Source organism: Verticiella sediminum, assembly GCF_007558815.1.
Lineage (GTDB): Bacteria > Pseudomonadota > Gammaproteobacteria > Burkholderiales > Burkholderiaceae_B > Verticiella > Verticiella sediminum.
Genome location: NZ_VLTJ01000007.1, coordinates 263,904 through 290,416 on the forward strand (window position 1 = coordinate 263,904; position 26,513 = coordinate 290,416).

The 26,513-nt window shown below is 69.0% G+C and carries 25 protein-coding genes; 13 read left to right on the forward strand and 12 right to left on the reverse strand.

The genetic code is table 11. The features are described 5' to 3' along the window. The first annotated feature begins 26 nt into the window (after positions 1 to 26). Positions 27 to 1,115: an aromatic ring-hydroxylating oxygenase subunit alpha gene (locus FOZ76_RS04550; protein WP_143946943.1), complete on the forward strand. Its 1,089-nt coding sequence runs from the start codon at positions 27 to 29 to the stop codon at positions 1,113 to 1,115. Between the two features lie 69 nt (positions 1,116 to 1,184). On the opposite strand, the gene FOZ76_RS04555 is transcribed toward FOZ76_RS04550, so the two are convergent. Both FOZ76_RS04555 and FOZ76_RS04560 read right to left on the reverse strand, forming a co-directional pair. After that, positions 1,185 to 1,700 carry a nucleoside deaminase gene (locus FOZ76_RS04555; protein ID WP_143946944.1) on the reverse strand — a complete coding sequence of 172 codons (516 nt, stop codon included), beginning with the start codon at positions 1,698 to 1,700 and terminating at the stop codon, positions 1,185 to 1,187. Then, the gene (locus FOZ76_RS04560) at positions 1,697 to 2,731 is read right to left on the reverse strand and encodes an ABC transporter substrate-binding protein (RefSeq protein WP_143946945.1); all 1,035 of its coding nucleotides are present in this window, start codon (positions 2,729 to 2,731) and stop codon (positions 1,697 to 1,699) included. The genes FOZ76_RS04555 and FOZ76_RS04560 overlap by 4 nt, the downstream gene beginning before the upstream one ends. A 374-nt stretch (positions 2,732 to 3,105) precedes the next feature. Between FOZ76_RS04560 and FOZ76_RS04565 the strand changes: the two genes are divergently transcribed. From FOZ76_RS04565 to FOZ76_RS04615, 11 genes are all read left to right on the forward strand, one after another. Then, complete coding sequence (locus FOZ76_RS04565; RefSeq protein WP_143946946.1) at positions 3,106 to 4,113, forward strand: isopenicillin N synthase family dioxygenase; 1,008 nt, start codon at positions 3,106 to 3,108, stop codon at positions 4,111 to 4,113. Between the two features lie 63 nt (positions 4,114 to 4,176). After that, on the forward strand, positions 4,177 to 5,070 hold the full coding sequence (locus tag FOZ76_RS04570) for a LysR family transcriptional regulator (RefSeq protein ID WP_143946947.1): 894 nt from the start codon (positions 4,177 to 4,179) through the stop codon (positions 5,068 to 5,070). 249 nt (positions 5,071 to 5,319) lie between these two features. Continuing rightward, a complete protein-coding gene (locus FOZ76_RS04575) occupies positions 5,320 to 6,291 on the forward strand; it encodes an isopenicillin N synthase family dioxygenase (RefSeq protein WP_143946948.1) in 972 nt (323 codons plus the stop codon). After that, entirely contained in the window at positions 6,284 to 7,099 is an 816-nt protein-coding gene (locus FOZ76_RS04580; RefSeq protein ID WP_246129285.1) for an alpha/beta fold hydrolase, read from the forward strand. The genes FOZ76_RS04575 and FOZ76_RS04580 overlap by 8 nt, the downstream gene beginning before the upstream one ends. Positions 7,100 to 7,255: 156 nt before the next feature. Then, a complete protein-coding gene (locus tag FOZ76_RS04585; protein WP_143946949.1) occupies positions 7,256 to 8,239 on the forward strand; it encodes an ABC transporter substrate-binding protein in 984 nt (327 codons plus the stop codon). Between the two features lie 96 nt (positions 8,240 to 8,335). After that, positions 8,336 to 9,109, forward strand: coding sequence for an ABC transporter ATP-binding protein (locus FOZ76_RS04590; protein WP_143946950.1), 774 nt, complete (start codon positions 8,336 to 8,338; stop codon positions 9,107 to 9,109). Positions 9,110 to 9,127: 18 nt separating this feature from the next. Beyond that, entirely contained in the window at positions 9,128 to 9,889 is a 762-nt protein-coding gene (locus tag FOZ76_RS04595; protein ID WP_143946951.1) for an ABC transporter permease, read from the forward strand. 20 nt (positions 9,890 to 9,909) lie between these two features. After that, positions 9,910 to 10,422, forward strand: a complete 513-nt coding sequence (locus tag FOZ76_RS04600; RefSeq protein WP_143946952.1) for a nucleoside deaminase — start codon at positions 9,910 to 9,912, stop codon at positions 10,420 to 10,422. A gap of 13 nt (positions 10,423 to 10,435) precedes the next feature. Then, a complete protein-coding gene (locus tag FOZ76_RS04605) occupies positions 10,436 to 11,230 on the forward strand; it encodes an FAD binding domain-containing protein (protein WP_143946953.1) in 795 nt (264 codons plus the stop codon). 3 nt (positions 11,231 to 11,233) lie between these two features. Further along, entirely contained in the window at positions 11,234 to 13,549 is a 2,316-nt protein-coding gene (locus tag FOZ76_RS04610) for a xanthine dehydrogenase family protein molybdopterin-binding subunit (RefSeq protein WP_143946954.1), read from the forward strand. Further along, entirely contained in the window at positions 13,539 to 14,039 is a 501-nt protein-coding gene (locus FOZ76_RS04615) for a (2Fe-2S)-binding protein (protein ID WP_143946955.1), read from the forward strand. The genes FOZ76_RS04610 and FOZ76_RS04615 overlap by 11 nt, the downstream gene beginning before the upstream one ends. A gap of 67 nt (positions 14,040 to 14,106) precedes the next feature. Here FOZ76_RS04615 and FOZ76_RS04620 read toward each other — a convergent pair whose 3' ends face one another. The 4 genes from FOZ76_RS04620 to uraD all read right to left on the reverse strand — a co-directional run bounded on the left by FOZ76_RS04620 (position 14,107) and on the right by uraD (position 19,007). Next, complete coding sequence (locus FOZ76_RS04620; RefSeq protein ID WP_143946956.1) at positions 14,107 to 14,874, reverse strand: ABC transporter permease; 768 nt, start codon at positions 14,872 to 14,874, stop codon at positions 14,107 to 14,109. Between the two features lie 75 nt (positions 14,875 to 14,949). Beyond that, on the reverse strand, positions 14,950 to 15,798 hold the full coding sequence (locus FOZ76_RS04625) for an ABC transporter ATP-binding protein (RefSeq protein ID WP_143946957.1): 849 nt from the start codon (positions 15,796 to 15,798) through the stop codon (positions 14,950 to 14,952). A 216-nt stretch (positions 15,799 to 16,014) separates the two neighbouring features. Next, entirely contained in the window at positions 16,015 to 17,043 is a 1,029-nt protein-coding gene (locus FOZ76_RS04630) for an ABC transporter substrate-binding protein (RefSeq protein WP_143946958.1), read from the reverse strand. A gap of 158 nt (positions 17,044 to 17,201) precedes the next feature. Beyond that, positions 17,202 to 19,007, reverse strand: a complete 1,806-nt coding sequence (gene uraD, locus FOZ76_RS04635) for a 2-oxo-4-hydroxy-4-carboxy-5-ureidoimidazoline decarboxylase (protein ID WP_143946959.1) — start codon at positions 19,005 to 19,007, stop codon at positions 17,202 to 17,204. Between the two features lie 114 nt (positions 19,008 to 19,121). On the opposite strand from uraD, the gene uraH reads away from it, so the two are divergent. Beyond that, on the forward strand, positions 19,122 to 19,472 hold the full coding sequence (gene uraH / locus FOZ76_RS04640) for a hydroxyisourate hydrolase (RefSeq protein WP_143946960.1): 351 nt from the start codon (positions 19,122 to 19,124) through the stop codon (positions 19,470 to 19,472). On the opposite strand, the gene FOZ76_RS04645 is transcribed toward uraH, so the two are convergent. The 6 genes from FOZ76_RS04645 to FOZ76_RS04670 all read right to left on the reverse strand — a co-directional run bounded on the left by FOZ76_RS04645 (position 19,448) and on the right by FOZ76_RS04670 (position 26,494). Next, positions 19,448 to 20,683 (reverse strand): MFS transporter, encoded by a 1,236-nt coding sequence (locus FOZ76_RS04645; protein ID WP_143946961.1) that lies wholly within the window; start codon positions 20,681 to 20,683, stop codon positions 19,448 to 19,450. The genes uraH and FOZ76_RS04645 overlap by 25 nt on opposite strands. 52 nt (positions 20,684 to 20,735) lie before the next feature. After that, positions 20,736 to 21,374: an FMN-binding negative transcriptional regulator gene (locus FOZ76_RS04650; protein ID WP_143946962.1), complete on the reverse strand. Its 639-nt coding sequence runs from the start codon at positions 21,372 to 21,374 to the stop codon at positions 20,736 to 20,738. A gap of 226 nt (positions 21,375 to 21,600) precedes the next feature. Beyond that, a complete protein-coding gene (pcaF, locus tag FOZ76_RS04655; RefSeq protein WP_281282932.1) occupies positions 21,601 to 22,803 on the reverse strand; it encodes a 3-oxoadipyl-CoA thiolase in 1,203 nt (400 codons plus the stop codon). 20 nt (positions 22,804 to 22,823) lie between these two features. Next, positions 22,824 to 24,374 carry a fumarate hydratase gene (locus FOZ76_RS04660; RefSeq protein WP_143946964.1) on the reverse strand — a complete coding sequence of 517 codons (1,551 nt, stop codon included), beginning with the start codon at positions 24,372 to 24,374 and terminating at the stop codon, positions 22,824 to 22,826. A gap of 186 nt (positions 24,375 to 24,560) precedes the next feature. Continuing rightward, on the reverse strand, positions 24,561 to 25,409 hold the full coding sequence (locus FOZ76_RS04665; RefSeq protein WP_246129286.1) for an ABC transporter permease: 849 nt from the start codon (positions 25,407 to 25,409) through the stop codon (positions 24,561 to 24,563). Positions 25,410 to 25,450: 41 nt separating this feature from the next. Then, complete coding sequence (locus FOZ76_RS04670) at positions 25,451 to 26,494, reverse strand: ABC transporter substrate-binding protein (RefSeq protein WP_143946965.1); 1,044 nt, start codon at positions 26,492 to 26,494, stop codon at positions 25,451 to 25,453. Positions 26,495 to 26,513 lie beyond the last annotated feature (19 nt).

The window sequence follows — 26,513 nt, forward strand, 5'->3', positions numbered from 1 at the left end:
GCGCCGGCGCATGCTGGAGACTCCGGATGACGATGACGTCCTGCAACAATGCCGCCGCCCCCATCGCCGCCGCCCGCCCGTCCCGCACGCCGGTGCCGCCGCCCGGCTGCACCTTCGAGCCGCAGGACTGGCATCTGTTGGCGCGCCACTGGTATCCCGTGGCGCGCAGCGCCGACGTGCGTGAACAGCCCGGGCAACTGATGCTGCTCGACGAGCCGCTGGTGGCCTACCGTGTACACGGCGAGGTGGTGCTCGCGCGCGATGTCTGCCCGCATCGTGGCGTACCGCTCAGCATGGGCCGCCACGACGGCGAAGGCGTGGTCTGCGCCTATCACGGCCTGCGCTTCGGCAGCGGCGGACGCTGCAACCGGATTCCAGCCCACCCGGCGCAGTCGGCGCCGGCCAAGCTCAACCTGACGACGTTCCCGGCGATCGAGCGCTACGGCCTCGTCTGGACCTGTCTCGCGCCCGAGGCCGGCGAGGCCGCGCCCGGCATCCCCGACATGCCGCATTGGGACGATCTCGGCTTCGTGCAGGTGGTCTGTCCGCCCTTCGACATCGCCGCCTTCGCCGGCCGCCAGGTGGAAGGCTTCCTGGATGTCGCGCACTTCGCCTGGGTGCATACTGACACCTTCGCCGATCCGGACAACCAGGAAGTCCCCGACTACCAGACCCGCGTGACGCCGCACGGCTTCGTCGCGGACTACTACAGCCAGGTGTCGAACTATCCGCGCAGCGCCGGCGTCGCCGAGCCGGAAGGCTTCGTCTGGCTGCGCCATTTCGAGGCCCACCTGCCTTTCACGGCGACGCTCACCATCCACTTTCCCGAGGGCGGGCGGCAGGTGATCATGAACGCGGCCTCGCCGGTGTCGGCACGCCGCACGCGGCTCTTCGTGCCCATCGCGCGCGACGTCAACACCCACCTCAGCGAAGAAGAAGTGCAGGCTTTCAATCTGCGGGTCTTCGAGGAAGACCGCCGCATGGTCGAGGCCCAGAAGCCGGAACGCCTGCCGCTGGACATCTCGCTGGAAGGCCACATCCCCGCCGATCGCAGCTCGATCGCCTATCGGCGCGGCCTGAAGCGCATGGGCTTCGGCGACTTTTTCCTGGTGTAGCGGGCGTCGGCGCCTGGACGGTCGGCGTACCGCCTGCGCGGCCGCCGGCGGGCGGCCGGGAAGAAGGGTTCAATCCTTCCAGGCGCCCCGATGCGGCGCGCCGGCTTCCTCGATGAGTGCCGGGCCCAGGCATTCGATCGGCAGCGTCGAGGCCGCGAACACCTCGCGGCAGGACATCTCGATGTCGACCTGGTCGGTCCGGCTGCCGCGAAAGGCCCGCAGGCGCACGGCGTCGATGCCGAACACCACGCGGCCGATGTTGCCCCAGAAGATCGCGCCGGCACACATCACACAAGGCTCGCCCGACGAGTAGATGGTGCTGCCGGCCAGGCGTTCGCGGCCATGCCGCCGGCTTGCCTCGCGCACGGCGGAGGTCTCGGCATGGGCCGTGCAGTCGCCGGTTTCGCCGTTGGCGTTCCAGGCCTCGGCCAGCACCTCGCCGTCGTCGGCCACGATCACCGCGCCGAAGGGCCGGTTGCCGCGCTCGCGGGCCGTGACCGACAGCGCGATCGCCTGGCGCAGATAGGTGCCGTCGCGCGCATTCAGCGCTTGCTCTGGCGGCAGGCCGGTCTCGACGGCCCTCATGCCGTCACCTCGCGCTCGCCCGCCTCGGGCAGGTAGTCGTCCGTGACGATCTCCGCCATCGCCGGGGTACGGGCAAGGCCGAATACCGTCGCGACCGATTCGATCTGCGTCTGCATCACGGCCGGGTCCACACCACCCAGGCCGACGCGCTGCGTTTCCGGGCCCGCGATGTACTGCCGGCAGATGGCCCAGCGCTCGCGCTCGACGTCGCGGTTCAGCATGGGTTCGCGCTTGAGCGTCGCGGCGATGGCCTCGGCATCGTCCTGCAGCGTCTCGCGCAGCGCGCGGTTCGAGGCGCGCAGGAAGGCCCGCGCGATGTCGGGCTGCTCCTGCAGCAGCGTCGGGTTGGCGATGACCGCGTTGCCGTAGAGATGGGCGCCGGTATCGACGTACGATAGGATGGACAACTGCTCGGGCGGCATGCGCGCGAACAGCGACACCGCCGAGTCGTGGAAATAGGTGGCGGCGTCCACGTCGCCGCGCACCACGACGTTGTCGCGGGCGCTGAAGTCCGTCGTGACCCAGTCGAACAGGTCTTCCGGCACGTCCAGGCGGCGCGCGGCGATCGGCCAGCTACGGCGCACGGCCTCCACGGCGGCGCCGGCCACGCGCTTGCCCTGGAGCGAGCGGAAATCCTCCGTGACGCCGCGATCCTTGCGGCCGATGATCACGAACGGGGCGCGGTTGTAGTACTGATAAATCGCCTGCACCGGCGCGACGCCGGCGTTGTTCGCGCGAAACTCGATCAGCGCGCTGATGTCGCCCAGGCCGAGCTGGTAGGCTCCGCTCGCCACCCGCGTGATCGAGGCCACCGAGCCCGAACCCACGTCGATCTGCACGTCCAGGCCTTCCTCGGCGTAATAGCCCTTGGCCAGCGCGAGCAGGAACGGCGAGGTCTGGGAGGTGACGCGAAAATCCAGGGTGAACTTGACGGGTGTGAGCTTGCCGCGCGGTGCGCTGGCCAGGACGGGAGAAAGGGCAGTACCGAGCGCGGCTGCCGCGCCGAGCTTCAAAATGGTGCGTCGCTTCATGAAAGCCTCCGGGAATATGCACAAGCATGCGCCCTGCCGCGCACTGCGACGGGGCGTATCGAGCAATTTCCGGGCGGTCTGTCGGCGATGACGCAGACGAGCCGCTGAACGCTTCTACTCTTGACCAGGACGATGCAGGTTCCATGCCAACTGCATGTGGGTCCAATTGGCATGAAACCTGCATGGCGGAAACCAAGAGTAGAAGCGTTCAGTCGGCCGTGCGGGCCGGCGGGTCATTGCTCTTGGATGCGATCGGCGGGCGCCGCTCCTGCGCGGGGGCGGCGCCCGAGCCGGTCGTCCATGCCAGGAGCGACGCTGCCCGGGCGCGCGGCCCACAGCGTCCTTCCTGGTTCCCTATCCACAGGAAGCACACCATGACCAACAGCACACCCACCGCCACGTCGGCCCACACGCTCGCCGAACTCGCCAAGGAAGCCCGCATGGGCGACATGGGCACCGAGAGCACACAGCGCGAAGTGCGCCGCATCGACCTCTCGAACTTCGCCGAGCGCAAGCAGGAAATCACGGAACAACTCTGGAGCGCCGCCGTCGACATCGGCTTCTTCCAGGTTTGCAACCACGGCATCCCGCAGGAGCGGATCGACCGTGCGTTCGACGCCGCCGAACGCTTCTTCGCCCAGCCGGATGCGGTCAAGGCGCAATGGCCGCTCAGCCGCAACGCCGGCTGGGAGAGCAAGGCGCAGGTGCGCCCGTCCACGCGCACCGCCGACCAGAAGGAGTCCTACCAGATCACGCGCCCGCGCATGCAGGGCCTGTGGCCGACCGAGGCCGAGCTGCCGGGCTTCCAGGCCGAGGCGCTCGCCTTCGAAGCGGATTGCTGGAAGCTCGGCATGCAGATCCTCTCGTGCTTTGCCGACAGGCTCGGCTTCGACGAGGAGTTCTTCGCCCGCGCCCACGATCCGTCCTCGCCGCGCTACCAGAGCACCCTGCGCATGCTGCACTACTTCGCCATGGACGAGCACTCGCTGCAGGGCCAGCCCGGCATCTGGCGCGCCGGCGCGCATACCGATTTCGACACCCTCACCCTGCTCTTTCAGAAGAAGGGCCAGGGCGGCCTGCAGGTGCTGCCGGGCAAGGACATGGAAAGCCGCGCCTGGACCAGCGTGGAGCCGGACGAAGGCGTGATCACCTGCAACATCGGCGACATGCTGATGCGCTGGAGCGACGACGTGCTGCCCTCGAACTTTCACCGCGTGCGCTGCCCGCGGCCGGACGAGTACCTGGGCCCGCGCTACAGCCTGGCCTTCTTCTGCCAGGCCAACGAGGACGCGATCATCGAAGGGCCGCAGAAGAAGTATCCCCCGATCAGCGGCGGCGACTATCTGCGCGAGCGCATCACCGCGAACTTCGCGAAGTACTGAGGCAGCGAGCCGCTCGGCGCGCTGGCGGCGATTCACCACCGCCGGAGCCCGGCGACGATCCCGATGCACATACACGCCCGCTCGCTCAGGTATTTCGACATGATCCGCCGCTGCGGCTCGATCCGCGAGGCGGCGCGCCAGTTGCACGTCGCCTCGTCCGCGGTGAACCGCCAGCTCCTGCAACTGGAGGAGGAGATCGGCGCGCCGCTCTTCGAGCGGATGGCTTCGGGCCTGCGCCTCACGCCCGCGGGCGAAGTCTTCTCGCGCCACGTCATCACCGTACTCCAGGACGAGAAGCGCATGTTCTCGGAGCTGGACATGCTGCGCGGGGTGCAGCGCGGCTCGGTCAGCCTGGCCGCCGTGGAAGGCCTCAACGCCGATTTCATGCCCCGCGTGCTCGGCGAAATGCATCGCCGCTACCCCACCATCCGCGTCCAGTTGCAGGTGTGCGGCTCCGACCAGGCGGCGCTGGCCGTGACCCAGGGCGACGCCGACGTAGGCATCGGTTTTTCCGTCGGACGGCACGAGGGCCTGCGCCAGGTCGCGGTCGGCTACTTTCCGCTGGGCGTGATCGTTCCGCCCGACCACCCGATCGCCCGGCTGCCCCAGGTGGATTTCGCCACCTGCGCGGCCTACCCGCTGATCCTTCCCTCGCCCGAACTGTCGATCCACCGCCTGCTGCAGCCGGTCATCGCGCAGTACAAGCGTTCGCTGCGGGTCGTCATGGAGAGTTCCTCCATCGAGCTGGCCAAGCGCCTGGTCGAGGAACGCGTCGGCCTGTTCTTCCAGAGCGTGCTGGGGCTCGAGCGCGAACTGCGCGAAAGCCGGCTGGTACACGTGCCGCTGAACCTGCCGCTGCATTCCGAACTCGGCGTCTACGTGCGTGCCGGCCGCACCCTGCCCGCCGCGCTCGACGCCTTCATCCGCATCATCGGCGACACCCTGGACCAGCGCTAGGATGTATCGACATCCGACATTCACCCCCGGCGCTCCGGCACCGCAGACAGCGCCTGGCCGGCTCGGGGGCGCGCACCGGGAACGGGCATGGGGGCAACCCCGCGCACCCGCTCGGGGCACGATGGCCGGCGATTTCCCGTTCGCGGTGCGTGCTCTCATTTCGGCATCGGCATGCACAGAATTCGGTGCTATCGAATGGCGGGCGGGGTTCCTAAACTGGCATCGAACCCCTGCTCCGGAAGTCTTTGCATGTCCCACGAAAACCCGCTCTCGAGCGCAACCCTGCCGGTGATCGACATCGCCGGCCTGCGCAGCGCCGACCCCACCGCGCAGATGGCGCTCGCGCAGCAACTGCGCGACGCCTGCGAGCGGCGTGGCTTCTTCTACATCTGCAATCACGGCGTGCCGCCGGCGCTGATCGACGACGTGTTCGCCGCGAGCCGGGCCTTCTTCCAGCAGCCCATGGCCGCCAAGCTGGCGCTGGACAAGAAGCATTCGCCCTGCAACCGCGGCTACGAACCCCTGCGCGCGCAGACACTCGAAGCCGGCGCGCCGCCCGACGTGAAGGAAAGCTACTACATCGGCGCCGAGATACCGGCGGACGATCCGCGCGTGCTGGCCGGCCGGTTCAACACCGGGCCGAACCAGTGGCCGCTGCACCCGCCCGAGTTCCGTCCGGTGATGGAACGCTACTACCGTGCGGCCTATGACCTGGGCGCATGGATCGTGCGCGGCCTGGCGCTCTCGCTGGACCTGCCCATCGATCACTTCCAGCACTATCTGACGGACCCGGCCGCAACGCTGCGTCTGCTGCACTACCCGCCGCAGCCCGCCAACCCGCAGCCGGGCGAAAAGGGCTGCGGCGAACATACGGACTTCGGCGGTGTCACCCTGCTCCTGCAGGACGACATCGGTGGCCTGCAGGTTTGGGACACGCAGGCCGAGGCCTGGATCGACGCTCCGCCCGTGCCGGGCACCTTCGTCGTCAACATCGGCGATCTGTTCGCGCGCTGGACCAACGAGCGCTACGTGTCCACGCTGCATCGCGTCATCAACCGCTCGGGGCGGGAACGCTATTCCGTGCCGTTCTTCTTCACCGGCAACCTGGAACACCGCGTCGAGTGCCTGCCGACCTGTCTGGCGCCCGGCGAGACGCCGCGCTATCCGGCCGTGACGGTCGAAGAGCACCAGATCGCATGCTATCGGCGCACCTATGGCTGAGCCCGCAACCGACCGCATGCCGGCGTGCCCGCCGCTGGTGCTCATCCACGGGGCCTGGCAGGGCAGTTGGGCATTCGACGGCTGGCGCCCCTTGCTCGAAGCCGCCGGCTGGCAGGTGCACGCCGTCGACCTGCCCGGCAACGACGCCCGTGCCGGCTCCGTGGCTCAGGCGAATCTCGAGGGCTACACCGAGCACGTGCTGCACGTGCTCCAGCGCATCGGCGCGCCCTCGGTGGTGCTCGGTCACAGCGGCGGCGGGATCACCGCATCGCAGGTGGCGCAGGCCGCGCCCGAGCGCGTGCATGCGCTGGTCTATGTCAGCGGGATGATGCTGCCGAGCGGCATGAGCTACGCCGAACTCATCGCCGAATGCCGCAGGCGGGATCCCGCCTTCCATTACGAGGGCGTCGGGCCGCGCCTGGCCTGGGAACCCGATGGCAGCGCCAGCCGTGTACCGGCCGACGCGGCGCGCGACCTGTTCCTCCATGATTGCGAGCCGAACGCGGCCGCGGCGGCGGCCGCGCGCCTTTGCCCCCAGCCCGAGCCGGGCCGGGACATGCGCAATCGCCTGAGCGCGGCGCGCTTCGGCCGGGTGCCGCGACTCTATATCGAATGCCTGCAGGACCGCTCGGTCACGCTGCCGCTGCAGCGCCTCATGCAGGCTCTGACGCCCGGCGCCGTGCGCGTCAGCCTGGATTGCGGCCACGTTCCGCAGCTCGCCTGTCCGCTCGACCTCTTGAATGCGCTGCACACCGGCCTGGCCATGCTGGCCGCCCCGGCCCTCGACCCGGACGCCGGGCCATGCTGAGCACCCGCCCCACTGCGCTTCGCGCTTGCCGCGACGCATGCAACCGTTTCGACCCGATCCAGGGCGCCGCGCAGCCGGCTTTGCCGGCCCGCCGGCGCCGCCCCTCGAGGGGCGCGCGCGGCGCGTAGGGGCGGGTCTCACTTCAGGAGTCTCTTCATGATCAAGCACCGTTTCCTCGCCCCGCTGCTGTTCGCGGTCTTCAGCGGAACCGCCCTGGCCGCCGACAAACTGACCGTCCAGCTCGACTGGCTGCCGGGCGGCGACAAATCCTTCGTCTACGCCGGCATCGAACAAGGCTTCTTCCGCGACGAAGGGCTCGAGGTGAGGGTCGTACCGGGCCGCGGTTCCTCGGATGCCGTCACCAAGATCGCCTCGGGCTCGGCGGATGTGGGCTTCGGCGGGATCTCCGCCCTGATGATGGCGGCGGCCGAGGGCAAGGTGCCGGTCAAGGCCGTCATGTCGCTGTATTCCAACCAGCCCGACGCGCTGTTCACCCGCGCCGACTCGCAGATCCGCAGCTTGAAGGACATGGAAGGCAAGACCGTGGCCATGCCGACGTTCTCGTCCTCCAACGCCCTCTGGCCGGTGGTCCTGGAAAGGAACGGGGTGGACCCCGAGCGTATCCGGGTCGTCAAGTCCGACCCGTCGGCGCTCGCGCCCATGCTGGCCCAGGGCCGGGTGGACGCCACCATCAACTGGGTGACGGTCGCCCCCGCCTTCAGCACGGTCCTCAAGCAGGCCGGCAAGGAGCTCGAGGTGCTGCCCTGGACCCAGTTCGGCCTGGACGGCTATGGCTGGTCCGTCCTGGCCAGCGACAAGACCATCCAGGAACGGCCCGATGTCCTCAGGCGCTACCTGAGGGCGCTGAACAAGGCCCTGGCGTTCTCCATCGACAATCCCCAGGCCGCCGCCCAGGCGCTCAAGGCCCAGGTGCCCGAAGCCGAGGTGGCGGTCGTGCAGGCGGAGTTCGAATCGTCCATCCCGCTGCTGCGCACGCCGGTCTCGGAACGCGACGGCATGGGCCGCTTCGACCGCGACCTGCTCGCCTCGACCTGGGGCTGGGTGGCCAAGTCGATGGACTACGACCCCGCTAAGGTCGATCCCGAAACCCTGGTCGATCGCAGCTTCCTCGCCGACTAGGGCCTGTCAACGCTATGGCCCCCTGTGCGGGCTGCGGGCGCCCCGTGCGCCCGGCTTGCGCCCGCACCCGGCCTTCCGAGAAGAACCAGGCAGTCCATGCAACACGTCATCGACCTCGATGCGCTCACCCAGACCTTCCGCTCCAGTGACGGCAGCCCCGTCACGGCGCTGCAAGGCGTCGACCTGCACCTGCGCCGCCACGAGTTCGTCTCGCTGATCGGGCCGTCCGGCTGCGGCAAGTCCACCATCCTGCGCCTGATCTCGGGCCTGCTGCTGCCGAGCAGCGGCGCGGTGCGCGTGTTCGAGCAGCCCGTCACCGAGCCCCGCGACGACATCGGCCTGGTGTTCCAGAAGCCGACGCTGCTGCCCTGGCTCAGCGTGCTCGAGAACATCACGTTTCCCATGCGCCACAAATACGGCCGGGTGAGCCCGTCGGACACGGCCCGCGCGCAGGAACTGCTGGCCATGGTCGGGCTGTCCGACTTCAGCCACAAGCGGCCGGACGAACTCTCCGGCGGCATGCAGCAGCGCGTGTCGATCGCCCGCTCGCTGCTGCACGATCCCGACATCCTCCTGATGGACGAGCCTTTCTCGGCGCTCGACGCGCTCACCCGCGACGAGATGAGCTTCGAGCTGCTGCGGATCTGGAACGAGCGGCCTAAGACGGTGGTGTTCGTCACCCACTCGATCCAGGAGGCGCTCCTGCTGTCGGACCGCATCGTGGTGATGAGCGCGCGGCCGGGCCGGGTCGCCGACATCATCGACGTGCCGCTGGAGCGGCCGCGCAACCTCGCCACACTGGCCGATCCGGTCTTCACCCGCATGGCCAACGACATCCGGGTCCAGGTCTTCAGCCGCAAGCCCGACTGACGCTACGCCGCACCCGCCATGACCTCCCTGTTCAACCGTCACGCCTCCCTGCTCGTCTTTCTCGCGGTGATCCTCGCATGGCAGCTAGGCTGCCGCCTGCTCGGCGTGCCCGAATACATCCTGCCCGCGCCCGACGCCATCTGGCGCGCCGCGCTCGATCTCGGCGCATCGCGCTGGCTCGAGCACCTGAGCGCCACGCTGCAGGTCGCGCTGGCCGGCTACGCGGTGGCGATCCTGCTGGCCATCCCGCTGGCCATCGCGATCACGCGATCCGCCCTGCTCTCGCGCATCGTCATGCCGTGGCTGGTCGTCATCCAGTCCACGCCCATCGTCGCGGTCGCGCCCATCATCGTCGTCACGCTGGGCGCCGGCGTCCTGCCGCGCGTGGTCATCACCACGCTGATCGCCTTCTTCCCGCTGGTCGTATCGACAGCGCTCGGGCTGGCGTCGGTTCCGGCGGAACTGCTGGAACTGTCGCGCTCGCTGCGCGCGAGCCTCTCGCGCCAGTACTGGCAGATCCGGATGCCCTTCGCCGTGCCCTACGTGTTTTCCGCGCTCAAGGTGTCCATCACGCTGTCCATCGTCGGCGCGGTGGTCGCCGAGTTCGTCGCCGCCGAGAAAGGCCTGGGCTACCTGATCCTGTTCGCCACCTCGTCCTTCAAGGTACCGCTGGCCTTTGCCGCGCTCATCCTTCTCGTCATCAGCAGCCTGGCGCTGTACAGCCTGGTGCAGTGGCTGCACCGCCGCTACTTCGACTGGAGCCGCGCCAGCGCGGCCTGAACCTCATGAGCACGCCCACCATGTCTTCCCAACCGTCGCCCGCCCGGCCTTGCGCTCCTACGTCCGAGCAGATCCTGCGTCACCTGCGCCATGCGCAGCGCGTGGCCGAACGCGCCATCTCGCTCGGCCACCATCCGTTCGGCGCGATTCTGGTCGGCCCGGACCACGAGACCGTGCTGCTCGAGCAATGCAACATCGACACCGTCAACCATGCGGAGTCCACGCTCGCGCGGATCGCGGCGACCAACTTCACACCGGCGTTCCTGTGGGACTGCACGCTCTACACCACGGTCGAGCCCTGCTGCATGTGCGCCGGCACGGCCTACTGGGCGAACATCGGGCGCGTGGTGTTCGGCATCACCGAGGCCGCGCTGCTCGCGTGCACCGGCAACCATGCGGAGAATCCCACCATGAGCGTGTCGTCGCGCTACGTGTTCGAGCACAGTCAGAAGCCGGTGCAGGTGATCGGCCCGGTGCCCGAGATCCAGGCCGAGATCGAGCACCTGCACCGCAAGTTCTGGGCTGGCCACTGAACCGGCGCCCACCATGCAGGTCGTCACGCCCGCCACGCCGCAGCTTGCGCAGGCGCTCGCCGATCGGCTGGGCGGACGGGCCCGCTACATCGCCGGCGGCACCCGCATCCAGCAGGAGTGGCCCGAGCCGCACCAGGCCCCGGACGACACCTGCTTCATCGACGTGCGCGCCTGTCTCGGCGCCAACGACGTGCGGCTGACCGGGGACGCGCTGCGCATCGGCGCGGGCACCACGCTCGAAGCCGCGCGCGCCCACCCTCTGGTGCTGCGTCACGCACCGCTGCTAGCCACGGCCCTGGGCCAGGTCGCGGCCCCGGGCGTGCGCCATCTCGGCACCCTGGGCGGCAACGTCGCGTGGGGCGCGGGCGACAGCATGCCCGCGCTGCTGGTGCTGGACGCGCTGGCCGAACTTGCCGACGGGCGCTGCATTCCGCTTGCGCAGCTCCATGCCTGCGAGCCGGTGCCGCTGCTGCTCGCCGTGCGCCTGGCGCAGCACGGCGGGCAGGCCCCTCGCCCGCGCGCGGTCTACGAGAAGATCGGGCTGCGCGCCGCGTTCTCGCCGGCGCGCCTGAGCATCGCACTGCGCTGGGCGGTGTGCGAGGACGCCGGCGCGCCGGTGCGCATCGCGGCCTGTGCGCCGGGCGTGCGGGGGCATCGCCTGCATGCGGCCGAAACGGTGCTGCGGCAGGACGCCGTGGATCGCCGCGGCCGCCTGGCCCTGCTGCGCGAGGCGTGCGCGCGCTCGCTGCCCGGGGATCTCGCCACCCTCGCCAGCCGGCTCGTCGCCGGCCACTGCGGATTCCTCTGAATCATGCGTTTCGAGCCGCCTCATCACATCCTGCGTCCCCTCGAGCACCTGCGCGCGGGCCGCCGTCCCGACGTCGATGCCAAGCTCGCCGGCAACCCCGGCTACCTGACGGACCGGATACGGCCGGGCCAGTTGAGGGGCGTCATCCTCGGCAGCCCGCATCCCCATGCGCGCATCGTGTCCATCGACACCCGGGCCGCGCTGGCGCTGGATGGCGTGCACGCCGTCGTCACGCATCGCGACATCCCGGGCACCCGCGACTATGGGCTGCGCCGCGCCGACCGCCCTTTTCTGTGCGGCGACAAGGTGCGCTATATCGGCGACCCAGTCGCGGCCGTCGCCGCGCACGACCTGCCCACGGCCCTGGCCGCCGCGCGGCTGATCGACGTAGCCTACGCGCCGCTGCCGACGATCGCCGACCCCGAACGCGCGCTGGACCCCGACCTCGAGCACGACGCCTGGGTCCACGCCGGCGGCAATCTGCTGCATGCGGCGAGCCATGCGCGCGGCGATCTGGCCGCCGCACAGGCAATGAGCGCGCACGTGATCGAGGAGGTCTACCACACGCCCCGCCAGATGCATGCCTTTCTCGAGACCGAGGGCGGCGTGGCCGAGCCGGACGGTGCGGGCGGGCTGCACCTGTTCTTCGGCGGCCACAATCCGGCGCGCGAACGCCAGGTCATCGCCGACATGCTCGGCCTGCCGCTCGAACGCGTGCAGTCCACCGGGACGCCCGTGGGTGGCTCCTACGGCGGCAAGGACGAACTCACCGTCCAGCCGATCGCCGCGCTGCTCGCGTGGAAGACAGGGCGCGCCGTGCGGCTGCACCTGGGCCGGCCGCAGTCCACGGATTTCGGCGTCAAGCGGCACCCCATGCGCGTGCGCATGCGCACCGGCTGCGACGCGCGGGGACGCCTGACCTTTCACGAGGTCGAGATTCTCGCCGACACGGGCGCCTACGCCACGCACGGGCCGGAGGTGCTGGACGCCGCGCTGGAGCACGCTCCCGGGCCCTATCGATACCAGGCCGTCGCCATCCAGGCCAGGCTTGTCTATACGAACAACGGCGTGGCGGGCGCGTTCCGCGGCTTTGGCGCCGTGCAGACGCAGTTCGCGCTCGAACGCCAGATCGATCGGCTGGCCGCGTGTGCGGGCATGGCCCCGGATGCCTTTCGCGCGCTGAACCTCACCCCACCGCACGCGCCGGGCCCGCTCGGGCAGCAGATGGTGCCGTTCGACGGGCCGCACCGCGCGCTGGACGTCGCGCGCGCGCATCCCTTGTGGCAGGGCCCACGACTCTGGCGCAGCGCCGAGCGCCGGTTCATCCATGCCGTGGGCCTGGCGCTGGTGCATCGCAGCGACGGCTTCGGCAAGGGCGGCCCTAGCGCCAGCCGCATGGAGCTTGCCCTGGCCGCGGACGGCGCGATCGAGCTGCGCTGCGGGTTCACGGAACTCGGCCAGAACCTGGTCGGCGCCATCCGCGCGATGTGCGCACGCCACCTGGGCTGTGCCGAAGACGACGTGCGCCCGGTGCTCGGGGACACCCGCGTGGCGCCCGACTCCGGCCCGGTGGCGGCCTCGCGCGCGACGACGCTGGTGTGGCGCGCGCTGCTGGCGCTGCGCGCCGAATGGATGCGCCGGCTGCTGGCCGGCGCCCAGGGCTTGCCCGACACCTGCGGCGCGACGCTCACGGCGGGCCCGGGCGGCATCCATGCGGATGGCGCGCTGTGCCTGGGCTACGGCGAACTGGCCCGCCGCCTGGGCGGCGAACGGCCGCGGCTCAGTGTCGAACTCGACGCCGAGGACCCGGCGGGCAACGCCCACGACACCCATTTCGTCTTCGGTGCCTGCGCGGCACTGGCCCAGGTCGCCGTGGACACGTGGAGCGGCAATGTGCGGCTCGAGCGGTTCGTGGTGTGCACCAGCCTCGGGCCGACCGTATCGGCGCAGGGTCTGCTCGGCCAGATGGAAGGCGGCGCGGTGATGGGCATGGGCATGTGCGTCCTGGAAGACCTTCCGTGCACCGAGGGGCGCTATGCGCACCGCAATCTCGATGGCTATCTCATCCCCACGCTGGCCGACGCGCCCCGCATTGAGGTGCTGGCGCTGCAGAACCTGTTCGAAGGCGACCCCATCGGGCCGCGCGGGGCGGGCGAGATCGGCGTCAACATCGCGGTGCCGGCCGTGGCCAACGCCCTCTCTCGCGCGCTGGGGCTGCCGGTCAACCGCCTCCCCCTGAAGGCGCCGGACATCGTCGCCATGCTGGAATCCGGCGCCGCGCACGCTCGCGCGACAGGAGAGCCTCCCAATGAACGCTGACATCTCGCGATCCGGTCCCGCGCCCGACACCACGTTGCGCCTGGCGCTGCAGCTCAACGGGCAGCCCGTCGCGCTCGAGTGCCGCGCCGACACGCGCCTGCTCACCCTGCTGCGCGAGCACTGGTGCCTGACGGGCGCCAAGCCGGGCTGCGGGATCGGCCGCTGCGGCGCCTGCATGGTCTGGCTCGACGAGGTGCCCGTCAACGCCTGCCTGGTCATGGCCTACCAGCTCCAGGGCCGGTCCGTGCGCACCATCGAGTCGGTGGCGGCGGACGTCGTCAGCCTGCCCGTGCGCCAGGCCCTGGCCGAACAGGGGGCGGTGCAGTGCGGATACTGCACCGCGGGCGTGGTGATGACGCTGACCTGGCTGCACCGCCAGCCGGCGGCGGCCTGCCGCGAGCAAGCCCGGGCGGCGATGTGCGGCAATCTGTGCCGCTGCACGGGTTATACGGGCCTGGAGCGCGCAGTCGCACAACTCTTTCCCGGATAGCCGCGCGGCGCCGTCCGGGCCCGCGCGCGGCGCGGCCCGGACGGCGCGGACCGGGTGACTATCCTCCTCAGCCTTGCGAGCCGCGGCGCGCCCAGCCCGTGGTGTGCTTCTCCAGCAGGTTGAAAAGTTCGTACATGACCATCGCCATCACGCCGATCACCATCAGCCCGGCGAAGGCCAGGCCCATCTGCATCGACGAACCCGCCGACATCAGCAGATAGCCGATGCCCTCGTTGGCGGCGGTCATCTCGGACACCGTGGTGCCGACGAACGCCAGCGTGATGGCCACCTTCAGCGACGCATAGAAGTACGGCAGCGAGCGCGGCAGGCCGATCTTCATCAGCACGTCCCAGCGCTTGGCGCCCAGCACGCGCAGCACGTCCTCCAGTTCGGGCTCCAGCGTGGCCAGGCCGGTGGCGATGTTGACCATGATCGGAAAGAAGCTGATCAGGAACGCGGTGAGGATGGCCGGCCCGACGCCGATGCCGAACCAGACGACGAGAATCGGCACGAACGCCGCCTTGGGCAGCGCATTGAACGCGGTCATCAAGGGATAGACCGCGGCGTAGGCCAGGCGCGAGGAGCCGATCAGAAAGCCCAGCAGCACGCCGACGACGATGGACAGGCCAAAGCCGGCGAGCGTGACCCAGAAGGTGCGCCAGGCATGGCCGGCGATCACCTCCTTGAACTCCCAGAACTTCTGCCAGATCGCCACCGGGCTGGGGAAGATGAACTCGGAGACGTTCAGCACCTGGCACAGGAACTGCCAGAGCGACAGCACCGCGACCAGCAGGAGCCAGGGAGCCCAGGGCTCGAATTGCTTGAAATTCTTCATGGTGGGGTCAGGTCGAGAATCGAGGAAGACGGCGGCGCGCACGCCCTGCCGTCGCGAACGGAGCGCGCATGCGGCTCACTGGCTGATGAGGGGGCCGCCGCCGGCTTGCTGCGCGCCGTCGCGGATGGCGCCGATGTGCCCGCGCAGCTCCAGCACGATGTCGGTGAACTCCTTGGTGTAGGTGACCGCCAGTTCCCGCGGGCGCGGCAGCTCGATCTCGCGGCGCACCACGAAGCGGCCCGGGCTCTTGCTCATGACGTACACGGTATCGGCGAGGAACACCGATTCGCGCAGGTCGTGCGTGACCAGGATCACGTTGAAGCGCTGCTCGGTCCAGAGGTCGCGCAGAATGCACCAGAGCTCCTCGCGCGTGAAGGCATCGAGGGCGCCGAAGGGCTCGTCCAGCAGCAGCATCTTGGGCTCGTGGATCAGCGCCCGGCAGATCGATGCGCGCTGCTGCATGCCGCCCGAGAGCTCCCAGGGAAACTTGTCCTCGTAGCCGCCCAGGCCGACCTTGCGCAGCAGGTGGCGCGCACGCTCCTCGTAGTCCTTGCGCTGGCGCTTCAGGTTGGAGCGGTGGGGCTCGACGATCTCCAGCGGCAGCAGGACGTTGTCGACCGTGGTGCGCCAGGGCAGCAGCGAGGGCGACTGGAAGGCCATGCCGGAGATCTTGAGCGGGCCGGTCACGGGCTTGCCGTCGATCTGGATCCTGCCGATCGATGGCATGCGCAGACCGGTCGCCAGCTTCATGAAGGTGGACTTGCCGCAGCCGGAGGGGCCGACGATGGCGATGAACTCGCCTTCGCGCACCTGCAGGTTGATGGCTTCGACCGCAAAATGGTTGGCAGCGAGCAGCTCGTCGTTGTAGGCGAGCCAGACGTCGCGGAAATCGACGAAAGCGCGTGCGTTGGAACCAGTCGTCATCCGGTATCTCGGGGTATGCGGGCCTGCGTGCGGTCGGATCCGGCGGCACGCGGGCGGGTTGGCGGGTGGGCGTTTACGGCTTGCCGCGTGAAAGGCATCGCTCCCGCCTCGCAGCGGGAGCCTGTGCGCCACGGGACGCAGGCGTCGCAGGCGCGAAGCATGGATCGGCCGCGCTCGCCCCGCCCCGGCGGGCGAGGCTTGCGCTTCGGCCCCTGGTCAGCGTGACGGCAGCACCGCGTCGAGCACGCTGGCTTCAGGGAGCAGGCCGCCGTTCCAGACGGCGGCGACGTCCACCGGCGTCTTGGTGGCGTAGGTGTCGGACACCTGGCGCCCCATCAGCGCGAGCCGCTCCGGGTCCACCCGGCCGAAGCCGTCCTTGCGGGCGTCGTCCGACACCACCACCGAATCCAGGGCCAGCTTCAGCCGGCGCAGCTCCAGCGACAGGTCGATGAGGCCGTCACGCGCCTTGACCGAACCGATGGCGGCCTCGGGGTCGCGCACGACTTCGCCCGCGCCCTTGGCGAGCGCGCCCAGAAAGGCGGTGACCGCCGCGGGGTTCTCCTCGATGAGCTTGGGCGAGGCGATGATCACGTTGCCGTACAGCTTGACCCCGTAATCCGGATAGGCGAACACGTTGATGTCCTCGGTCTTGACGCCGCGCGTCTCCAGGCTGAGCAGCGAGGTGAAGGAAAAGCCGGTGATCGCGTCCACGTCGCCGCGCATCAGCATCGTCTCGCGCAGCGGAGGATCCATCGACGTCCAGCTCACCTCGCCCACCTCGTTGGCGGCGGCGAACAGCGGGAAAGCACGGCGCCCGGCATCGAAGACCGGCGCGCCCAGCTTGCGGCCGGCGAGCTCCTTGGGCGTGGCGATGCCGGCCTTGCGCAGCGACAGCACCGCTGCCGGCGTGTTGTTGTAGACCACCATCACGGCGACCGGCTTGTTCGGTATCTCCGGGTTGTTGGCGTGGAACTCCATGAGCGCCGCCATGTCGGCGAAACCCATCTCGTACGAGCCGGACGCGACCCGGGAGATCGAGGCCGCCGAGCCGCTGCCCGAATCGACCGTGACGTCCAGCCCGGCCTCCTTGAAGTAGCCCTGCGCCGCCGGATGGGTGAACAGCGCCGCGGGCCCTTCGAACCGCCAGTCGAGCTGGAACTTGATGGGTGTCTGGGCCTGGGCGGCGACCGCCAGGCAGGTACCTGCCAGCACGGACGACACGCGGGCGAAGAGGCGAAAAGACATGGCCGGGGAACTCCTTGAGCGCTGGATGTGATGCCGGATACGCCGGCCTGCAAATAATTTTTGCAACATCCATGCCAAGTCTGGATTGACAGCCCCATGCCGCCTGCATCCTATCGCACCGCCAATGCACAGCGCACCAATAAGGTGCGATATACGCTTCAAAACGGTGCATTCGAGCCGTCGTCGCCCTCGCCTGTGGCATCGAGCAGATGCGAGAAGGCATCGATGGCCAGTTGGATATCGTCGCTGGTCGTGCTCTCCAGCGGGTTGTGGCTGATGCCCGCGTTCTCGCCACGCACGAAGAGCATCGCCTGCGGCAGGATCGCGTGCATGCACATCGCGTCGTGCCCCGCCCCACTCGGCATGCGATGCACCGGCAAGCCCAGCGCGACGACGGCCTGCTCCCAGCGCGCCATCCAGCGCGCGTCGCTGGGCGCGGCCGCCGCACGCAAGGTTTCCTGGATGCGGCAGGACACGCCCCGCCGCGCGCACACGCGCTCGAGCTCGGCGAGCAAGGCGTCGGCCAGGGCGTCGCGCCGCGCATCGTCGGGCGCACGCACATCCAGGCTGAAACGGCACAGCCCGGGCACGACGTTGACCGCGCCGCCGGGCACCTGCAGGCTGCCCACCGTGGCGACCGTCTCGCGCCCCGCAGCGCCCGCGCGCTCGACTTCGAGCATCCATTCGGCCACCGCCATCGCGGCGTCGTGACGCGCGTTCATCGGCGTGGTTCCGGCATGGCAGGCGACGCCGGCCACCTCGCCCAGGTAGCGGCGGCTGCCGTTGATCGAACTCACCACCCCCAGCGGCAGCCCCATGGCGTTGAGCACCGGACCCTGCTCGATGTGCACCTCGACATAGCCCGCGTAGCGCGCCGGGTCGCGCGCCAGCGCGCCGATGGCCTGGGCGTCGGTGCCGTACGCGGCGAGCGCCTCGCCCAGGCTGATCCCGGCAGCATCGCGCAGCGACAGCCAGCCGGTATCGAAGGTGCCGGCGAGCGCGCCGGAAGTCAGGAAGGACACCGGAAAGCGCTGCCCCTCCTCCTCGGCGAAGGCCACCAGCTCCAGGCCCACCGCCAGCCGCCGCCCGGCGCGCGCGAGACGCTGTACGCAGGCCATCGGCACGGCGATGCCGAGCCGTCCGTCGTACTTGCCGCCGTTGGGCACGGTGTCGTAGTGCGAGCCGGTCAACAGATAGCGCGCGCCGGGCTGCGCCGGATGATAGCGGCCGACCACGTTGCCCAGCGCATCCACCTGCACGTCGTCGAAGCCGCACTCGCGCATGCGCTGCGCGATCTGCTCGGCGCATGCGCGATGCGCATCGCTGAGGTAGGTGACGGTGAGCGCGCCAGGCTCCGCGGCTTCGGTATGCCGGGCCAGCGCCTCCAGCCAGTCCCAGGCCGCGTTGCCCTCGGCCGGCACGTAGCCGAAGCGCTCGTTGAGCCGGATCTCGGCAATGCGATGGATATTGCGCAGCGCTTCGTCGAACTCGAAGCCGGGCGTGTTCGCAAGCCGGCGCTCGAAGGTCGCGAAGATCGCCTGCTTGGCCAGCCCGTCGCCCCGGGGGCCGCGCACGGCGAGCACGAACGGCAGCCCGAAGCGCTCGCGGTAGGCCGCGTTGAGCTCGCGGATGCGCGCCAGCTCCTCGGGCGTGCAGGCGGTCAGGCCGGCGCGATTCTGCTCGTCGGTGGATTCGGCGGTGAGCGTGCGCTCGCTCATGGCCTTGCCGGCGAGGTCCGGATGCGCGAGGATCAACTCGCGCTGGCGCTCGCGCGGCGCTGAGCGCACCACGTCGGCCAGGGCCTGCTTGAGCGCGGCCAGCGAAGCAAAACGCTGCGGGCCGGGATGTGCGGCGAGCGCGGCCTGGGCGATCCACGGCGAGTGCTCGTAGATGCCGTCGAGCATGGCCGATGCATCGGCATCGGAGGCGGCGTTCAGAAGAGTCAGGCTGAGGCTGGGATTCATGTGACGTCTCGGGCGAAGCGAGCGCTCGGAACCATGCGAAATGCCGTCACGCTCGAATTTTGTATACGAAAACTATATACACTTAATGCACACGAACATCCAGGAGAATCTGTCATGGGACTGAGCACGCACGTATTGGACACCGCCAGCGGCCGGCCCGCCGCGGGCATGCAGGTGACGCTGGAGCGCACCACCGGCGGGCGCATCGAAACCCTGGGCATCTACACGCTGAACGCGGCCGGGCGCAACGATGCGCCGCTCATCGAGCCCGAGCAGCTCGTGCCGGGCACCTACCGCCTGGCGTTCGCGGTGGCGGCGTACTTCCGGGTGCAGGGCGTCGAACTGCCCGAACCGCCGTTTCTGGACATCGTCAATCTGGATTTTGGCATTGCCTCGCCCGAGGAGCACTATCACGTGCCCCTGCTCGTCAGCCCGTGGAGCTACTCGACGTACCGGGGCTCCTGAGCGGTCAACGGGAGCCTTCCGCCCCAGACGATGACCGCTGCGGCTGCGACGTTCAGGACGCTGCACAACAGGAGCCCCGGCCCATAGCTGCCGAAGGCGTCGCGCAGCCCGCCGAATAGCGAAGGGCCGAGAGACATCGCGAGCTGATTCAAGGTGGCGGCGAGGCCGAAGACAGCGCCGAACGACGCCGCGCCGAACTCGCGCCGGATGATCATCGGCGCCAGCGTCGTGACGTTGCCCACGGTGAGCCCATAGACAATGCTCAACGCCATCAGCGCCCACGGACTGGGGAACAGCGCCATGCCGACCAGCGCGGCGGCGGCCAGCAGGAGTACGCCGGCGCCGGCTTTTCGCACATCGATGCGATCCGCGTAGCGCGCCAGCAGGAGCCGTCCGACGAATGCCGCGATGGCCGCGGCGGAAACGGCCACTGCCGCGCCCCCGGCGCCCAGCACGGGGATGGCGATCGGCACATGGTGGCTGAGGAACCCGATCTGCACCATCAGGCCCAGGCCGAATGCAACGACATGGCTGCGGAACTGCCGTGTGGCGAGCGCGCTGCCCAGACGCCACGGGACGGCCTGGGACGCATGAGTGTCCGGCGGGGCCGCGGCGCCATCGGGAAACTGCCCGATGTCCTGCGGCCGCGTCTTGATGACCAGGGCAGCCAGCGGCAGCACCACCAGAATCGCGACAGCGGCGGCGAGCGCGGCTGTCGTCTGAAAGCTCCAGATGCGCATCCCGCCCATCAGCAAGGGCGTGCCGATCATGCCGCCGATGCTTGCGCCCAGCATGGCCGTCGACATAGCCCTGCCCTGGTGCCGCTCGAACCAGGGCGCGAGGGTGCTTCCGATGGTATTGGTGGAAAGAGCGGCCATGCCCACGCCCAGCATCGCGAACGCGGCGTAGAGGTGCCAGGGCTGCCGGCAGTGCGGCATGGCCATCACGCCCAGCGCCATCGCCAGGACGCCGGCCGCCACGACGACCCGTGGCCCGCGTCGGGCGATCAAGCGACCTACGCTGACCATGAGCAACGCACTGACCACGTAGGCGCTGGTGACGGCGGTGGACACCGTACTGATGGAAAACCCCTGATGGTTCGTCAGCGCATAGACATAGACGCCCATGCCAAAGACGCCCAGCGACCAGCTCACGGTCGCAAGCAGCATGCAGGCGGTCACGATCCGCCAGCCATAGAAAGTGGTTTTCATCTTATTGCTCGACGTGCTCGAGAGCGAAGGATGAGGCAGGCGGCCCCGGCGCTCATCCGCGCTTTGCGGCAGCAGCGGCCAGCATGGCCGCGCCGATCGGGTGCAGGCCCTTCGCCTGCAGCGCCTCGCCGGCGCCGCGGATATCCCGCTCCTCCTTGTTCTGGCTGAGCTTGCGCTTGCCCACCAGCGAGGTGACGGCGATCTCGATGCCCACGATGTTGCGCAACATGCCGTCGATGAACTCGGGCGTGGCGTCCGACATCTTCCAGGGCCGTGCTTCGCCGGCCTCGTGCCGGCGCGTCAGCCGCGCGACGACGCCGCGCACGAAACGCTCATCGTCGCACACAGTGAGCAGGCCATGCGCATGCACGACCTCGTAGTTCCAGGTCGGCACCTGGCGATGCGCCTCGTGCTTGCTGGGATACCCGTTGGGCGAGACATAGCCCTCGGCCCCGCGAAACACGACCATCACCGGGCTGCCCGAAGCACCGCGCTGCCAGACCGGATTCGCGCGCGCCACATGCGCCTTGAGTACCCCATGCGCCCCCGCATCGGGATCGAACTCGAACGGAAGGTGATTCGCGTCCAGCCCCTCGGCACGGTGCGTGACCAGCACGCCCAGCGGGTACTCGCGGATGATGCGAGCCAGTTCTTCGGGCCGGTGTTCGGCGAAGTGCGAAGGGATATACATCGTAGGCGAGCCAACGCGCGGTATGAACGGCCTTTACTTTCATGGCAAACCGGCATGATGGGAAGATCCAGTTCCCATCATTTTCAATGGGCCAGTTTCACGAAGCGACTGACGCCGGCCTGCCGCCACGGTGAAATGAAAGAGCCCTCCGCATGACCGGAGGGCTCATCCCCGCGCCGCCTTCGGCAGCACGGGCAACGCCGCGCGGACAGCCGCGGCGCGCGTCTTAGACGCGCTCGATGATGATGGCGATGCCCTGGCCCACGCCGATGCACATGGTGCACAGCGCGTAGCGCCCGCCGGTGGCCTGCAGTTGATACAGGGCGGTCATGGCCAGGCGGGCACCGGAGGCGCCCAGGGGGTGGCCGATGGCGATCGCGCCGCCGTTCGGGTTCACGCGCGGGTCCAGGTCCTGCAGGCCGAGGTCGCGGGTGACGGCCAGGCCTTGCGCGGCGAAGGCTTCGTTCAGCTCGATGACGTCCATCTGCTCGAGCGTGAGGCCGGCCTTGGCCAGCACCTTGCGGGTGGCCGAAATGGGGCCGATGCCCATGATGCGCGGCTCTACGCCGGAGGTGGCGGCGGCGACCACGCGTGCGCGCGGCGTCATGCCGTGGCGGGCGGCCGCGGCTTCGGAGGCGATCAGCAGCGCGCCGGCGCCGTCGTTCACGCCGGAGGCGTTGCCGGCCGTGACGGTGCCGCCGGGCTTGACCACGCCCTTGAGCTTGGCGAGCTGCTCGATGGTGGTCTGGGGACGCGGATGCTCGTCGGTGTCGACGACGAGCGGATCGCCCTTCTTCTGCGGGATGCTGAGCGGCGAGATCTCGGACTTGAAGAAACCGCGCTCCTGAGCGGCGGCCCAGCGCTGCTGGCTGCGCAGGGCGAAGGCATCCTGGTCTTCGCGGTTGATGCCGAACTGCTCGGCCACGTTCTCGGCGGTCTCGGGCATGGAATCCACGCCGAACCTGGCCTTGAACGCCGGGTTGATGAAGCGCCAGCCGATGGTGGTGTCTTCGATCTTGGCCACGCGCGAGAAGGCCGAGTCGGCCTTGCCCATGACGAAAGGCGCGCGGCTCATGCTTTCCACGCCGCCGGCGATGCCGAACTCGATCTCGCCCGACTTGATGGCGCGCGAGATGACGCCGATGGCGTCCAGGCTCGAGCCGCACAGGCGGTTGATGGTGCTGGCCGGCACTTGCTGGGGCATGCCCGCCAGCAGAAGCGCCATGCGTGCGACGTTGCGGTTGTCTTCGCCGGCCTGGTTGGCGCAGCCGTAGACCACGTCTTCGACGGCGCCCCAGTCGACGTTGGGATTGCGCGCCATCAGGGCGGCCAGCGGTGCGGCGGCGAGATCGTCGGTGCGGACCGAGGACAAGGCGCCGCCGTAGCGGCCGATGGGGGTGCGGATTGCGTCGCAGATAAAGGCTTGCACGATAAAAAACTCCTAGGTGATCAGTTGGCCGCGCCGGCGGTGGCACAGGACTCGGCGGCGCTGGCCATCTGTTCGATGCGCGCCTTCCAGGTCTTGGGGCCGGTCTGGTGGACCGAGGTTCCCCGCGCGTCCACCGCGACGGTGACCGGCATGTCTTCGACTTCGAATTCGTGGATGGCTTCCATGCCCAGGTCGTCGAAGGCCAGGACCTTGGCCGAGCGGATGGCGCGCGCCACGAGGTAGGCCGCCCCGCCCACAGCCATCAGGTAGGCCGCACCATGGCGGCGGATGGCGTCGATCGCGACCGGCCCGCGTTCGGCCTTGCCGACCATCACCAGCAGGCCGGTCTTCTCGAGCATCATGTCGGTGAAACCGTCCATGCGGGTGGCGGTGGTGGGGCCTGCCGGGCCCACGGCCTCGTCGCGCACGGCGTCGACCGGACCCACATAGTAGATCGCACGGTTGGCGAAATCCACCGGCAGCGATTCGCCGGCCTCGATCAGCTTCTTCATGCGTATGTGGGCGGCATCGCGGCCGGTGAGCAGCTTGCCCGAGAGCAGCAGGGTCTCGCCCGGCTGCCAGGAGGCGACTTCCTCCGGCGTGAGGCTGTCCAGGTTCACGCGACGCGACTGCTCATAGTCGGGCGCCCAGGAAATATCGGGCCACTCGGACAGCGCCGGCGGCTGCAGGTCGGCCGCGCCCGAGCCGTCGAGCACGAAATGCACGTGGCGCGTGGCCGCGCAGTTCGGAATCATGGCGATGGGCTTGGAAGCCGCATGCGTCGGGAAGGTCTTGATCTTGATGTCGAGCACCGTGGTCAGGCCGCCCAGGCCCTGCGCACCGATGCCCAGGGCGTTGATGCGGTTGTAGAGCTCCACCCGCATCTCTTCCAACTCGTTGGCCGGGCCGCGCTCGAGCAGCGCGGTCATGTCGAGGTCTTCCATCAGCGATTCCTTGGCCATCAGCATGGCCTTCTCGGCGGTGCCGCCGACACCGATCCCGAGCATGCCGGGCGGGCACCAGCCGGCGCCCATCTTCGGCACCTGCTCGAGCACCCAGTCGACGATGGAGTCGCCCGGGTTGAGCATGGCGAACTTGGCCTTGTTCTCCGAGCCGCCGCCCTTGGCGGCGACCTGCACGTCGATGGTGTCGCCGGGCACCAGCTCGACGCTCACGATACAGGGCGTGTTGTCGCGCGTGTTCTTGCGCGCGAAGATCGGATCGCCCACGATGGAGGCGCGCAGCGGGTTGTCCGGGTTCAGGTAGCCGCGGCGCACGCCCTCGTCGCACAGATCCTGCAGCGACTGCGTACAGGGCTCGATGCGCACGTTCATGCCGATCTTCAGGAACACGTTGACCACGCCGGTATCCTGGCAGATCGGCCGACGGCCCTCGCGGCACATGCGCGAGTTGGTGAGGATCTGCGCCATCGCGTCGCGCGCGGCCGGGCTCTGCTCGCGCTCGTAGGCCTTGGCGAGATGGCGGATGTAGTCGGTCGGGTGGTAGGTGCTGATGAACTGGACGGCATCGGCAATCGATTGCACGAGGTCGTCGGCGCGGATGATGGTCATGGTATGAACGCGGTCGGAAAGCCGGATAGTGTAATCGCCGGTGATCATACTACCGACCCGCGCCGTCTTCGCCCGCCCTGCCCGTGCTTCGTTACGCTGGGGCGGCGCCGATCGCATCCGACGAAACTGCCGTCACCGGCGCCCCCGCCGGCGGGCCTGCGGGCATGCGCTGGCTCCCTTGCATTCTCAAGCCTTGCGCGTTCGTGCCAGAAAGCGGTTGATCGCCAACGTGAGCACGGTGGTGATGGCGATCAGCAGCAGCGACAGCGTGGCACCGAAGGGCCAGTTGTTCTTGACGAGGATCTCGTCGGCCACCACCGGCGCCATCATCCGGAAACCGGGCCCACCGAGCAGCATCGGGGTGGCGTAGGCGTTCATCGCCAGAATGAACGACATCAGCGCCGCGGCAAGCACGCCCGGCATGGCCAGCGGCAGCGTCACCAGCCGCCAGGTCTCGAACGACGTGGCGCCCAGGCTGAGCGAGGCTTCCTCGGCCGAGCGGTCGATGCCCTCGAGCACGCTCTGGATCGTCAGCACCACGAACGGCAGGTTCACCGACAGCAGGCCGATCAGCACCGCCGCCGGCGTGTACATGATGTCCACGGGAGCATCGAGGATGCCGCTGAAAAGGCCGACCTGGTTGACCAGCCCCTGTTGGCCGAAGGCCACCATCCAGCCGGCCGCGCGCACCGCGTTGCCCACGAACAACGGCACGATCACGCACAGCAGCAAAAGGCTTTTGTAGCGCGATGTGGTCCGCGCGAGGAACTGCGCGAGCGGCAGCCCCAGCACGATGCACAGCGCCGTCACCAGCGCCGCCATGAAGATGGTCTTGCCCAGGATGCCGCGATAGTACGGGTCGAGGAACGCCTGGACATAGTTCGCGCCGGTCAGGGCCTCGACCATGAATTCGCCCGGCACGTAGCGGTTCAGGCTGTAGCGCAACAGCAGGAGCAGCGGCAGCACCAGGAAGATGATGGTGACCAGCGTGGCCGGCGCGACCAGCGCGGCCGCGCGCAAACGATTCGTTTCCAAGGCGGTTCCTCTGTCTCTTTCCCGTTGCGCCGAGCCCGGACTCAGCCCTTGAAGACTTTGTCCCACCAATCCTTGAGCTGGGCGTCGTTCTTGGACAGGTATGCGTCGTCCTGCATCATGAATTGCGCCTGCTGCTCGGGGGTGTAGACGATCTGCTTGGCCAGCTCCGGCGGCAGCGCAACACCCTCGACCGCCGGCGTGCCGCCCAGGTCGTGCGCGAACCCGATCTGCGCGGAGTCCTCGAGCTGGGCATTGAGGAACTCGTAGGCGCCATCCTTGTTGCGCGCGTTGCGCGGCAGCGCGAAGCCGGTGAGGTAGACCACGGAGCCTTCTTTCGGCACCGCGATATCGATGGGCACGCCGGCGTTCTGCCACAGCACCCCGCGGGCATGCCACATGATGCAGATCCAGCATTCGCCGGTCTGCAGTGCCTGCGCCATGGCCTCGTTCGTGGGGTAGATGCGCACGCCCTGCTTCTTCAGTTCCAGCAGTTTTTCCTTGCCCGGCTCGTAGTTCGTGAGCGAACCGCCGAAGGCCATGGCCGCCGACTCGATGGTGGTCAAGTACTGGATGTCGATCACGCCGACGCGACCCGCGTACTCCGGGTTCCAGAGGTCGGCGTACGAGGTGGGCGCAGTGGTGACGAACTTCGGGTTGTAGAGGACCACCCGCGTGGTGTAGTACTGCGGCACCAGGTAATCCGAGCACAGCGCGGCGGGAATCTTTTCGGCCAGCGGCACGCGGCTGTAGTCGATTTTCTCGATGGCGTCGTTCTCGAACATGTCGTAGCTGCCGGATGCGGTCAGCGCGGCGACGTCCATCGAGCCGCGCGGCAGACGGCGCTCGGCCAGGAGCTTCACTTTTCGCGGCGATTCGGCGGCGCTGTCGAAACTGACCTTGTAGCCCTTGGGGTCGACCAGCGGGGTGGCGATGTACTTCTGCAGGGCGGCCTGGTAGTCGCCGCCCCAGGTGCCGACGACCACCGGGCCGCCGGCCGCGTGGGCGCGCGGCATGCCAAGCATGGACATGGCGCCGGCGGCGCCCATCAGGGTGGTGAAATCGCGTCGAGTCATCTTCACTGTCATGGCTTACTCCGGGAGGGGA